The organism is Pseudideonella sakaiensis (assembly GCF_048320135.1).
GTDB lineage: Bacteria > Pseudomonadota > Gammaproteobacteria > Burkholderiales > Burkholderiaceae_C > Ideonella_A > Ideonella_A sakaiensis_A.
In genome coordinates this window covers 1399872-1412355 of record NZ_CP182947.1, presented here as the reverse complement: position 1 = coordinate 1412355, position 12484 = coordinate 1399872, and the positions used below count along the sequence as shown (strand labels likewise).

The 12484-nt window shown below is 65.8% G+C and carries 11 protein-coding genes; 6 read left to right on the top strand and 5 right to left on the bottom strand.

From position 1 onward, the window contains the following. On the bottom strand, window positions 1–1233 hold the full coding sequence (locus tag ACNH6H_RS06300; RefSeq protein WP_418316557.1) for an amino acid ABC transporter substrate-binding protein: 1233 nt from the start codon (window positions 1231–1233) through the stop codon (window positions 1–3). Window positions 1234–1419: 186 nt separating this feature from the next. Between ACNH6H_RS06300 and ACNH6H_RS06295 the strand changes: the two genes are divergently transcribed. The 3 genes from ACNH6H_RS06295 to ACNH6H_RS06285 are packed head-to-tail and all read left to right on the top strand — an operon-like array spanning window position 1420 to window position 4675. Further along, a complete protein-coding gene (locus tag ACNH6H_RS06295; protein WP_418316556.1) occupies window positions 1420–2187 on the top strand; it encodes an ABC transporter ATP-binding protein in 768 nt (255 codons plus the stop codon). Continuing rightward, window positions 2184–2930 (top strand): ABC transporter ATP-binding protein, encoded by a 747-nt coding sequence (locus ACNH6H_RS06290; RefSeq protein WP_418316554.1) that lies wholly within the window; start codon window positions 2184–2186, stop codon window positions 2928–2930. The genes ACNH6H_RS06295 and ACNH6H_RS06290 overlap by 4 nt, the downstream gene beginning before the upstream one ends. Then, window positions 2927–4675 carry an N-acetyltransferase family protein gene (locus tag ACNH6H_RS06285; protein WP_418316553.1) on the top strand — a complete coding sequence of 583 codons (1749 nt, stop codon included), beginning with the start codon at window positions 2927–2929 and terminating at the stop codon, window positions 4673–4675. Before ACNH6H_RS06290 ends, ACNH6H_RS06285 begins: the two co-directional genes overlap by 4 nt. A 717-nt stretch (window positions 4676–5392) precedes the next feature. Here ACNH6H_RS06285 and ACNH6H_RS06280 read toward each other — a convergent pair. The 4 genes from ACNH6H_RS06280 to ACNH6H_RS06265 form a co-directional block, all read right to left on the bottom strand. Further along, window positions 5393–6370, bottom strand: coding sequence for a Bug family tripartite tricarboxylate transporter substrate binding protein (locus ACNH6H_RS06280; protein WP_418316551.1), 978 nt, complete (start codon window positions 6368–6370; stop codon window positions 5393–5395). 107 nt (window positions 6371–6477) lie between these two features. Continuing rightward, window positions 6478–8421, bottom strand: coding sequence for an AMP-binding protein (locus ACNH6H_RS06275; protein WP_418316549.1), 1944 nt, complete (start codon window positions 8419–8421; stop codon window positions 6478–6480). Then, the gene (locus tag ACNH6H_RS06270; RefSeq protein ID WP_418316547.1) at window positions 8418–9317 is read right to left on the bottom strand and encodes an HpcH/HpaI aldolase/citrate lyase family protein; all 900 of its coding nucleotides are present in this window, start codon (window positions 9315–9317) and stop codon (window positions 8418–8420) included. Before ACNH6H_RS06270 ends, ACNH6H_RS06275 begins: the two co-directional genes overlap by 4 nt. A 43-nt stretch (window positions 9318–9360) precedes the next feature. Continuing rightward, window positions 9361–10155, bottom strand: coding sequence for an enoyl-CoA hydratase/isomerase family protein (locus ACNH6H_RS06265; RefSeq protein ID WP_418316546.1), 795 nt, complete (start codon window positions 10153–10155; stop codon window positions 9361–9363). Between the two features lie 196 nt (window positions 10156–10351). Here ACNH6H_RS06265 and ACNH6H_RS06260 point away from each other — a divergent pair, with 196 nt between their 5' ends. From ACNH6H_RS06260 to ACNH6H_RS06250, 3 genes are read left to right on the top strand one after another with little or no spacing between them, the layout of a single operon-like run. Beyond that, entirely contained in the window at window positions 10352–10999 is a 648-nt protein-coding gene (locus ACNH6H_RS06260; protein WP_418316544.1) for a TetR/AcrR family transcriptional regulator, read from the top strand. Next, complete coding sequence (locus ACNH6H_RS06255; RefSeq protein WP_418316542.1) at window positions 10996–11808, top strand: enoyl-CoA hydratase-related protein; 813 nt, start codon at window positions 10996–10998, stop codon at window positions 11806–11808. The genes ACNH6H_RS06260 and ACNH6H_RS06255 overlap by 4 nt, the downstream gene beginning before the upstream one ends. Continuing rightward, window positions 11801–12460, top strand: coding sequence for an enoyl-CoA hydratase/isomerase family protein (locus tag ACNH6H_RS06250; protein ID WP_418316541.1), 660 nt, complete (start codon window positions 11801–11803; stop codon window positions 12458–12460). Before ACNH6H_RS06255 ends, ACNH6H_RS06250 begins: the two co-directional genes overlap by 8 nt. The last annotated feature ends 24 nt before the right edge of the window (window positions 12461–12484 follow it).

The following is a 12484-nucleotide window of genomic DNA, read 5'->3' as shown; positions in this document are numbered from 1 at the left end:
TCACCGCGGCGCCATCGGATAGATGAACTTGGCCTTCGCGCCTTCGAGCGGAAAGACGACGACCGGCTTGCCGTTCTGCAACTGCACGACCGACATGCCCTTCGCGATATTCTGGCCACGTTCGTTGAAGCGCACCGGGCCATAGGCCGTCATGATGTTGGTCTGCGCGAGCGCATCGCGCACCTTCTGCGGATCGAGCGAGCCGGCCTTCTCGATCGCGCGCTGATAGACCTCGAGCGCGGCGGTCGATTGCGGCGGGTGGTAATCGCACTCATGGCCGAGCCTGGCCTTGCACAGGTCGGCATAGTCCTTTGCGGTCCAGCCGAAAATCTCGTCCTTCCACGCCAGGTCGGAGGTCCACTGCACCGGCTCGAGGATGTGCTCGGCGCGGCTGCCGAGCGCCTCGACGAAGCCGGGCAGCGTCGGGCCGAGCGTGAAGCCGATCATCTTCAGCGGCACCTTCTGCTCCGACGTCTGGCGGGCGACGACGATCAGGTCGCCGGTATAGCCGGCCGCGATCAGCGCATCGGGGCGGGCCGCCTTCACAGCCTCGACCATCGCCGCGAAATCCTTGGTGCCGCTCGGATAGGCCGCCTTGTAGACGACCTCGAGACCGGCTTCCTTCGCCTGCCGCTCGGCGGCATCGATGCTGGCTTGCGGGAACAGCGCGTTTTCGTGGATCAACGCAACGCGTTGTGCACGCGGGTTGGCCGCCGCTGCCATCTTGATGAAGTTGCCGGTGTACTGGTCGACCGGCGTCAGTGTCGCAAACAGGTATTTGAAGCCGCGGCTGTAGACATTGGTCGCCGCGGCATGGGCGGCGACCATCGGCAGCTGGTATTTTTCGGTGACGGCACTGGCGGCGAATGTGATGCCGCTCGAATACGGGCCGAGCAGCAGCTTGATGCCGTCTTCATTGATCAGCTTCTCGTACAGCTTGACCGAGGTGCTGGCATCGCTCTGGTCGTCGTAATACTTGATCGCGACCTTGTAGCTCTTGCCGCCGACCTTGATGCCGCCGCGCTTGTTGATCTCCTCGACATAGATGTCGTAGCCTTCCTTCGCGAGCCGGCCCTCGGTCGAGACCTTGCCGGTCAGCGACAGCGCGGCACCGAAGGTGATCGTGTCCTGCTGCGCCTGCGCGGGCAGGCCGAACAGCGTCGTGGCGGCGGCCGCGGCGATGGCCGAGACAACACGGCGGCGCAGGCGGACGGAATCAGATGGTCGATGCATGGCGATATCCCCAGTTGGACGGAAAAGAGATTGAAACCGGATGCGACGGTAACCGATCATCAATTGTGTTGACCAGCTTTTGCTGCGTCGCCAGCGCTTAAAGTCGGCGCATTTGCGACAGCACAATCTGATGATCCGCGCCGCTACAGCGTACGACGCCAATGCCATGCTCACCGGAGGCGCCTCTTGAATGAGGCCGGGCAATCGCGCGCTGACGTGCTGCTGCGGCTGCATGATGTCAGCAAACGCTTTGGCGGCGTGCTGGCCAACGACGGCATCTCGTTCGATGTGCCGCGCGGCGCGCTGGTCGGGCTGATCGGACCGAATGGCTCCGGCAAGACGACGCTGCTGAATGCGATTGCCGGGCTGGCGCCGCCGGACGCCGGGACCGTCGTCTTCGACGGCAGAGTGTTGGCCAAGCTGGGCAGCGCGGCGACCGCGCGCCTCGGCCTGCTGCGCACCTTCCAGGATGCCGGCATCTTCGGCGGCATCAGCGTATTGCAGAACATGCTGGCGAGCCGGCCGCGCGCCGGCGAGCGATTGCCAGCGCTGTGGCAGCGCGGCGACCGTGCAACGGCCGAGCGGGCGATGCAGTGGCTCGACTTCGTCGGCCTGGCCGCGCAGCGCGAGCAGCCGGCCGGCGAACTGTCGTATGGCCAGCGCAAGCTGCTCGAGTTTGCGATGGCCTTGATGGGCGAGCCGCGGATGCTGCTGCTCGACGAGCCGACCGCCGGTGTCAGCCCGGCGATGGTGCCGCAGCTGGTCGACCGGCTGCGCCGCGCCAATGCCGAGCTTGGCATCACGCTGCTGTTTGTCGAACACAACATGCAGGTTGTCGTCGATCTCGCGCAGCAGGTGGTCTGCCTGGCGCGCGGGCGGGTGCTCGCACGCGGCACGCCGGCCGAGATACGGGCTGACGATCGGGTCATCGAAGCCTATCTCGGCGCCGCATGACGCAGCCTCGCGCACCAACCATGCCGCGGCTGCAGATCGACGGCCTCCATGCCGGCTACGGCCGCTCCGACGTGCTGCACGGCATCGATCTGCAGCTCGGTGTCGGCGAGTCGCTGTGCCTGATCGGGCCGAATGGCGCCGGCAAGTCGACGGTGCTGAATGCGGTGTTCGGCCTGGCCGACATCCATGCCGGAACGATCTCGATCGATGGCCTGCCGCTGCAGCGGCGGCTCGGCGCCGCCGAGCGTCTCGGCCGCGCCGGCATCGCCTATGTGCTGCAGGACAGTTCGATCTTTCCGGACCTCAGCGTCGAACAAAACCTGCGCCTCGGTGGCTATCTGATGCGCGATGCTGCGCAGCTTCGGCAATCGGTCGAGGCGATCCTCGATCGCTATCCGAAGCTCGCGCAGCGCCGCTTCGAACCGGCCGCCGCCTTGTCCGGCGGCGAGCGCCGCTTGCTCGAGATCGCGCGCGCGCTGATGATGAAGCCGCGGCTGCTGCTGATCGACGAGCCGTCGATCGGCCTCGAGCCGCGCGCGGTGACGCAGGTGTTCGAGACGCTGCACGGCCTGCAGCGCGACGGCCTGGCGATCCTGCTGGTCGAGCAGAACGTGCGTCAGGGCCTGGCCTTTGCCGACCGCGGCTGTTTGCTGGTCGACGGCCAGGTGGTGAAGATCGGCAGCGGAGCCGAGTTGCGCGCGGATCCGGCGATCGGCCGGATATTTCTCGGAGCGGCCGCGTGACGCAGGCGCCGGTGCGTCCGTTCAAGCCGCTTGGCAGCGCCTCGTTGGCGGTTTTCCGCGCAATGGCATCCGCGCTGTCCCCTCTGGGCTCGGCCTATGTCTGGCTGATGTACCGCAAGGAGCTGGACGAGCCGCTGACGCCCTACCACGCCAAGATCGCGATCGATATCGGACTTGCCGAAGACGCCGAGATGGACACGCTGGCGGCGCTGGTCTACCCGTATCAACCGCGCAAGGCGGCAGCGCGGGCGCACATCTACCGCGATCGGCTGCGCGGCGGCAGCCTCTGTTTTGTTGCCCGCATCGACGGCGCAATCGTCGCGTCGAACTGGATCCGCGTGAAGACCGCGGTCGGCGTTGACCAGATGCGGATGCATTTCGGCGACGACGAGATCTACACGACCGACGCCTATACTGCTCACGAATGGCGGGGCCAGGGCATCCACCCGGCGCTGAACCAGACGATGCTCGAATATGCCCGGCAGCAGGGCTATCGCGTCGCCTATACGCTGGTTCGCGCCGACAACGAGCGCTCGTCGGTCACGATGGGCCGGGTCGGCTGGCGGCTGGCGGCATCGATGCTGTATTTCCGCCCGTCGTGGTCGCCGGACAAGGCGCTCTGGTGGGTCTGGGGCGATCCCTATCCGATGCCGGTTGGCCGTGGCGCTGGCGCGATGCCGGCAGCAGGGCCTGCAGCCGAGGAAGCTGTTGCCGCAGCGCCGCCTGCGGCCGATGGCGAAGCGGCATCGTTCGATCTCGCGCAATTCGATCAGCGCGAGCTGGTTGCCGATCGGCCGTGGGCGAAGACCTACCGCCTGCGCAAGGATGACGGGTCGATCGCCTGGCTGAAGATCGTGCCGGAAGCGCATGCCGGCGTGCTGCGGGCCGCGGTCCTGCTGGCGGCCGGATTTCCCGCCCATCTGCCGCAGGTGATCGCCTGCGACGACCGTCGGCACGGCTGGTTGCTGACGCACGACCACGGCGGCACCGCGCTCGATCGCGATGCGCCGATCGACGATCTGCTTGCGATGGTCGAGACCTTCGCCCGACTGCAGGCTGCAATGGTGTCGAACCAGGAAATGCTGGACTGCCTGCCTGCAGCGCGCGTGACCCAGTGCCTGACCGAACTGATCGACTTCCTGCGCCCCGACTGGACGACAGCGGACGCCCGGCAGCGGGTCGGTGCGGCGTATTTCATCGGCGCTGCAGAAGCGCAGGCGTTTTATGATGAGCTGCAGCAGGCCGCGCCGCAGCTGGCCCGCCAGCTGGCTGCCGCCTCGTCGCTGCCAGCCACCGTCGACCACGGCGATCTGCAGCCCTCGCATGCGGCAAGAACCCCGGACGGCCAGATCGTGTTGTTCAACTGGACATCGGCAAGACGCGGCCCGGCCGGCTTGTCGCTGCACCGCGTGTTCGGCGGTGTGCTGCCGGCGCTCGAGGCTTTGCAGCCGGCAGTCGACGACTGCTCGGCGTACGATAGGCATCGGCAATTGATGGCGCGTTATGTCGATACGCTGGCCGCTGCGGCGTATGCCGACGAGCAGTCGCTGCGCGCGGGCCTGCCGGCGGCCATCATGGCCGGCGCGATGCTGGACCTGCTGCGCTTTGCGGAATACGCAACCGCCGATGCCGATCAGCGCGCTTGGATCGGCGAGCGACTGCTGACGGATCTGGGCATGCTGCGGTCCTTGTGTGTGCATCTCACCGCCGCCGATCGGCGGCGTATCGAAGTGCCGGGTTCCTGATGCATGCCCGGACGCATTCGCGCACAAGGCCGGCCGCGATCGCACTCACTTCCGTCCGGGGCGCTGCGGGTCGCGCGCACAGGACAAGACGCCAAGACAGCCGATCGCGCGGCGCGACGGATGTCAAGCGGCATGTATGGGATGGTCATCGCGGATCTCGCAACTCACCCTCGGCGGCTTGTTCGCAGGCAGGACAGCCCCAATCGGCCGTCGCCGCGCCTGCGATCGCTTCGAACCCGGGAGATGCCGACCGCCGGAGGGGCCGTCAAGGCGCTCGAGGTCAAGCCTCACGAACTTGGCGGTTGCCGGGTCAACTAGCGACCCGCGCTTGAGGCGCTGCACTCGTGCGCGCGGATGACCCCAGGGGTTTGACCGATGAGCCGGTCCAGGCAACGCCGTGGTGCCAGTAGTCGCGACCCCGGCCAATTCATAGCGCTCCCCTTCTCTGTGGTCGATTCGCCGGCCTACAAGGCGCAGCGCTCAGTGAAGGCAACAATGAAGATTGCTGCCTGACAACCGTCGCCGACCTCAGCCTTGATCTACCCCTTTGTACCACTTGACAGACACAACCTGAAACGCAGCCCTGTTGCTGACGACTGAAAAGAACGACTTGTAAAGACTATCGTGGATTCCCGCTGGTGCGGATATTCCCAGGGATTCCTGCCAGGAGGTGGGCGAACGGCTGATTCATATACCGCCCGCCCCGCGCGCTGGCCGTCAATCGCCGCGAATGCCCTGTTCCTTGACGATCTTCGTGAAACGGGCCGTCTCGGCGTCGACGAAAGCGCGCAACTCCTGCGGCGAGGTGGAGACCGGTTCCGCGCCAAATTCCGCGAACTTCTCGCGCAATGCGGGGCTCTGCATGGCCTTGCTCAGCGCCTTATGGAAATTGTCGGCGACATCCTTCGGCACGCCCGCCGGCAGCCAGATGCTCCACGAGTTGGCGCCGACCAGTTCGGGGTATCCGCTCTCGGCAAAGGTCGGCACGTCGGGCAGTAGCGTGCTGCGCTTGGCTCCCGTGTAGGCAATCGCGCGCAGTTTGCCGGCTCGGATCTGCGGCAGCGCGCTGGGCGGATCGACCGCGATCATTTGCAGCTGGTTGGCCAGCACGTCATTGAGCGCCTTCACGCCGCCCCGGTAGGGCACATGGGTCATCTTGATGCCAGCCGCCTGGTTCAGCATCGCGCCGGTCAGGTGGGCAAAGGTGCCTACACCGCCGGAGCCAAAATTGAGCGCGTCAGGTCGCGCCTTGGCAGCCGAGACGATGTCGGCCAGCGACTTGTACGGCGACTCGGCGTTGACCACCAGCACTGCCGGCCCGGTCGCAATCAGCGATACCGGCTGGAAGTCCTTGGCCATGTCGTAAGGCGTCTTGCGGATCAGCGGTTGAACGATCGCCGAACCGAGCGTGCCCATCGTGAAGGTGTAGCCGTCGGCCGGCTCCCGCGACGCGAAAACCATGCCGATTGCGCCGCCCGCGCCCGGCTTGTTGTCGATGAGTACGTTCTGCCCCATGATCCTCGACAGCTCCTGGCCGAAAACTCGCGCCAGACTGTCCGATGCACCGCCCGGCGGGAAATTGACGACGAAACGCAGCGTCCGCTCGGGATAAGGGTCGGCAGCCATTGCCGCACCGGCTGCGCTCAGACAGACCATCACGCCGGCGATGGTCTTGCGCACGAGTTTGAAGTTCATGTTGTCTCCTTCTGGTGGTGAACACGTTTCGGCAGGATGGCGAAACGACTACTGGGCGTCGGGTCAGTGATCCGGCGGGCCGGCGTGAGGTATCGGCATGCGCAGCGTCATGCCGTTGCGAGCAGGATTTCGTACGGCGTCGAATATGCCGAGAGCAGCGCCTCGGCCTGCGCGCGTGCGTTGGCATCGCCGTCGTGCAGCCGCAGCTTCAGCTTCATCCCGCTGCCGCCGGTATGGGCGATATCGAGATCCCAATGGCAGCGCATCGGCTGCAGCAGTTCGGTGAATACGCGCCTGGCTGCATCGATCTGCAACAGGTGCTTGAGCGGCTTGCCCACTGCCGTCAGCGGCAGCTTGTCGACGAAGACGATCTCCTTCGGAACGGCGGGCCGTTCGGGAATGCGTTCGGCCGCATAACGCAGCAGCTCATCGGCCGTGACCGTGGCGCCGGCATGCAGTTCGACATAGGCGATTGGCAGTTCGCCTGCGTGCGCATCGGGCTTGCCGACAGCCGCCGCCTGCGCCACCCATGGCGACTGCAGCAAGGCGTCCTCGATGATGCCCGGCTCGATGTTGTGGCCGCTGCGGATGATGATGTCTTTGAGCCGCCCGCTGATGCGGACATAACCGTCGGCATCGACGCTGCCGAGATCGCCGGTGACCAGAAAGCCGTCGGCCAGGAATATGCCGCGGTTCTGCGCCTGATCGAGGTAGCCGGCAGCGACGCCGGGGCTTCGCACCATCACCATGCCGATCTCGCCGACGCCGCATTCACGCAGCACCTGACCTTGCTCGTCGACCTGGGCGATCCGTACGGTCGTGTATGGCACGCGAAGCCCTGAGCAGCCGCGCCGGATCTCGCCGTCGCGCGGATCGACTGCCACATGGCTGGTGTTTTCGGTCAGGCCATAGGTCTGCAGCGTGCGTGCGCCGGTGATCGAATGGATGCGCTCCTGTACCGACGGGGCCATCGCCGTCGAGCCGGTCGCGAAATAGGGTCGCAGCGTGGTGATGTTCTCCGTGGTCGGCGGGTTCTTCGCCAGCACCGACAGGGTTGTCGGCACACCGGAGATCTGCGTGATGCCGAAACGCTCGACATAACGCCAGTAGCTCGCGATATAGTTTTTGTCGCGCGCGCCGTGCATGCTCGGCACGATGGTGGTGTGGCCGTCGGCGGTCGATACCAGCCCGCGCACCAGCAGCCCGCCGATGTGGAACAGCGGGGTATCGGACAGCACGACGTCGTCAGGTGTAAACGCCAGGCACAGGTTGGCAGCCCACTGGCGGAACACCATGCCGCCATGGGTGATGCGAACGATCTTCGGATGCCCGGTGGTGCCACCGGAGTGCACATAGCAGGCAATCGAATCACGCTGCGCCGTCGGCCGCTCGAAAGCCAGGCGGTCGCCCGGCTGCGTGCCGGCCGCAGTCAACAGATCACCAGGGTGAGCAGGCGCGAATGGGTCGTGCAGGGTGAACAACTGCGGCGGCTTCTCCATTGCCGCAAGTGCTGCGCTGACGTTCTCCCAGATCGCGAAACCCGGCGTCGGGCCCAGCGCGATGACAACGCGGGCGCCCGATCGGGCGATCAGGTCGCCGAGCGCCTGGGCATCGAGCATCCAGTTGATCGGAAACGGCCGGGCAGCCAGCAGTCCGCCAAGCATCGAGGCGAACAGGCCGGGAACGGTCGGGCTGACGATGGCCACCGCATCGTCCGCGCCGACGCCGCTGGCGCGCAGCAGATTGGCGACCTGCAAGGTGCGGCGTTCGAGATCGGCGAAGCTCCAGGTCAGGATCTCTCCATCGATGTTGCCGTTGTTGGTGACATGCAGCGCGGCGCGCAGCGGCTGGTGACGGCAGCCGTCGAGCAGGTTGAGCGCGAAGTCCCAACGCGTGATCCGCTGGTCCAGCGGCACCGCTTCGATCGCTTCAATGTCGGCGATATGGCGCAGCGGCGGTTGGCGATGGCGCGGCACACTGCCGTCGGGGCCGATCTCCGGCAGCGTGACGGTGCCTTCAGGCTGCAGCAGCGCTGCGGGCACCGGCTTCACCGTGCACCTCCCAGGGCCAGTGTGCGTTCGGCCAACCGGACGTTGGCGTAGTCGACCATCATGCCGCGGTACTGCACCGCGCCTACACCTCGCGCCTCGCCTTCGCGGAAGGCCGCCAGCAGGCCGCTGGCATATTCGATCTCCTCGCCGCTCGGCGAAAACACCTCGTGCATCACGTCGACCTGGGTCGGATGGATCGCCATCTTGGCGGTGCAGCCGAGCTCGCGTGCGAGCTGACATTCGGTGCGCAACGCGTCGAGGTCCTTCAGGTTCATGAATACACCGTCGACGATCCATTGGATGCCGGCGGCGCGGGCATCGACCACCATCTTGCTTCGCGGATAGGCCAGTGCCATGCTGCGCGGCGTCCAGCGGCCGCCCAGGTCGACGATGAAATCCCCCTCCTCGGCACTGGCCATTGCCACGCCGCCAACCCGGGGCGATGCACGGCACAGGTCGAAGGTATTGCGCAGGCCAAGGCATGTCTCGATCAGCGGCACGATCGCCAGCCGGCCCTCGGCGAGGCCGGACTCTGACTCCAGCGAGCGCAGTGCGGAGGCAATGCTCTCGATTTCGGCCGTTTCATCCGCCTTGGGCAAGATCACGCCCATCACCTTGTCCAGATTCGCAGCTTGCTGCAGCACGGCCAGATCGCTCCGCCAGTCGCCGGCGCGCGGATGGTTGATGCGCAGGTAGACCGGCTTGCGCAAACCGGCGGCCAGGGCCTCGCTGATGTTGCGGCGAGCCTGGCCCTTGGCATTGGCCGGCACCGAATCCTCGAGGTCGAAGATCAACGCGTCGGCCTGACCGGTCTGCGCCTTGGCCAGCAGTTCGGGCCGGCTGCCCGGAGCGAACAGCAGCGTACGAAAGAGTCTGACAGCGTCAGTGGCGGCCATGGAAAACGTCCTCTACTTGAATTCTGAAAATTGCCCGCGCGGCTCAGCGGCCCTGCCATACCGGGGGGCGCTTCTCGAGAAAGGCTTTCGGGCCCTCCTTCGCGTCTTCCGTGGTGTAGAGAAACGAAGCCAGGTCCTGTTCGAGTCGCAGCCCGTCTTGCAGCGACATCTCGGCACCGCGATTCACTGCGTTACGGGCCAGCCGCACCGCAACCGGCGCATTGCCGGCCATCTGTTCGGCCAGTGCGACAGCGCGTTGCTGCAGTTCGGCCAGCGGAACCACGTACTCGACCAGGCCGATGGCAAGCGCCTCATCGGCCGGGACGGTACGCCCGGTCAGGATCATCTCCAGTGCACGCGCGTTGCCGATTCGCCGCGACAGGCGCTGCGTTCCGCCATTGCCGGGCATCAGGCCGCGCTTGACCTCGCCGAAGGCAAAACTGGCGCTGTCGGCAGCAAATACCAGGTCGCATTGCAATGCAAGTTCGACTCCGCCACCGATTGCCAGGCCATTGACCGCAGCGATCACCGGCTTGTCGAAATTCGCGAGCCCCTCGCCCTGTTCCCAGCGGAAGCGCTTCATCTCAGAAATCGGTGTTTCGGCGCTGGACTTGGCGAATTCGCGCAGGTCCATGCCAGCCGAGAACGCCTTGTCGCCGCTGCCCGTGACGACCACGGCACCGACCGTCGACTCGCACCGCGCCGCATCGAAGGCGGCACGCAGATCTGCACGCATCTGCATGCTGATTGCGTTCATCGCCTGCGGCCGATTCAGCGCAATCACCGCTACGCGGCCGTGCACCGTTACGGTGATGGTTTCAGGGGTTGGCGTTGTCATGGGGGCAGTGTTGATGCTGATGTGCGCTTCCGCGAGGCAGGAAAAACCTTTCCGCACCTTGTGTGCAGGCCCGCCGCAGCGCCCTGCAAGAACATTGTGGTCAGGATATATCAAGCATTTGAGTTAAGCAAGTGCTTGTTTGAAATCTCGGTAGATCCCCTAGAATCAGCGCCTGGCAAACGTAAAGGGACCGTCGATGGCCGAAGCAACAACCGATCTGGTCGAGCCAGAACTCAGTACCCCGGAGCGCATTCTTCAGGCCGCAGAGCGGCTGTTCAGCGAACGTGGCATCGGCGACGTGAGCCTGCGTGAGATCACCACTGCCGCCGGCGTGAACAGCGCAGCTGCGCACTATCACTTCGGTTCGAAAGATGCCGTGCTGGAAGAACTCTTCACGCGGCGGGCTGAGCCGATCGCGCGGCAACGCGAGCAGATGCTCGGCGCTTTGAAGCTCAATCGCCAAGGGACTCCCCAGCTCGAGGACGTGCTGCGTGCCTTCCTGAAACCGGCGCTTGATTTGCTGAAAACGCCCGAAGGTGTGGCTTTCACCAGGCTGCGCGCGCGGATGGTCTTCGAGCGCGAGGAGGTGCGTCGGCAGGTGATGGGCAAATCCTTCGATCGCACCAACGAGATGGCGCTGCAGGCGCTGGCCAAGGCGCTGCCCAAGCTGGCGCCCACCGAGTTGTACTGGCGCTTCCATTTCATGCTCGGCACGATGGTCTACACCATGGCCCGGCCGGGCCGGATCGAGGCCCTGACCCACGACTCGTTCGACACCTACGATGCCGACGCCGGGCTTGAACAGATGGTCCGTTTCGTCGCTGCCGGCTTTCGCGCGCCATGAGCATCCCGTCCGGATCGCTCCCCTACGCGGGATCCGCAGCATCACCCGGTCTGCCGCAGGGCATCGACGCGTGGCTCGATGATGGTGTGCTGAGCGTCAAGCTCGACCCGTCGCAAGCCGATGCCGAAAATCCGGCGTTCGACCAGGCAATGCAGCGGCTGCTGCAGGACGTGGCCGCCGACGCTGCGGTGCGCGTCGTCGTCTTGCGCGGCGCCGACCAGGGTTTCTGCGCCGGTCTGTCCGCACCGGATCCCGGCGACACAGCGGAATGCTGGTATCCGCGCGGTCTGGCCCAACTGCCGCAACCGGTCGTCGCGATCGTCACCGGCAGCTGCAGTGGTGCGGCGTTTGCGGTCCTCGATGGCTGTGACATCGTATTGGCGGCCGACGACACCGCGTTCTCGCTGCCCCAGGTTGACGAAGGCAGCTTCCCGGACGGTCGTACCGCGTGTGCGATCTCGGATCTGATGACACCGCGCGCGGCTCGGTATTACGCGCTGACCGGTGACCGGTTCGACAGCGTGCGCGCCGAACGCGACGGACTCATCAGCCGCAGCCTGCCGGCGGCTGATCTCGAGCGCGAAAGCTGCGCACTGGCGCGCGAACTCGCGGCAAAGGATGCAACCGCACTGCAGTTCACGAAGGAAACACTGCGCCATGTCGGCTCGATGAGCTGGGACGCGGTGCTCAGCTTCACCGCCGCCAAGTTCGCCGAACTGAAGGCGCTGCAGGCCGGTCGACCGTCGACGCGGGCAGCCGCTGTGGAAAGTTTTCTTGCCGGCAAGAGCAAACCCGGACTCGGTGGCTGACGCGATGCTGAAGATCGAGGACCTCGACGGCGGCATCCGCTGCATCGGGCTGGATCGCGCCGCCAAACGTAATGCCATCGGTGTCGAGCTGACGCTGGCGCTCGAAGGCATTCTTGCGCGCACCGTGCAGGACCGCGACCTGCGCGTCGTCGTCTTCCACGGCATCGGCGGCCATTTTTCGGCCGGCATGGACATGAAGGATTTTTTCGACAGTTCGACCCGTTCGCCCGAACTGCTGCGCCGCGCCCGCGCCGCCACCGAGCGCTGGCGGACGCGTCTGCTGTGCCAGTTGCCGCAGATCAAGATCGCGGCGGTCCAGGGTTACTGTCTTGGTACCGCGCTGCCGATCCTAGCCAGTTCGGACATCGTGCTGGCCGGCCGCGATACACGTTTCGGCCTGCCCGAGATCAACTTCGGCTTCGTGCCGGGTGGGCAGATCCTGAAGTCAGCCGGTACGGCGATGAGCCGGCGCGGGCTGGCGTTCGCCGCGCTGACGGGGCGGCCGTTCGATGTGGAACAGGGGCGCAGCTGGGGCCTCGTCACCGAGGTCGTCGATGGAGACCCGCTCGATCATGCGTTGACGCTGGCGCGGCGACTGGCCGGGCAGCCAATCGCGCCTGCGTCCGATGCGAGGACATTTCTGCGCGATTGACGATCGGCAGGAATCGATCGTATG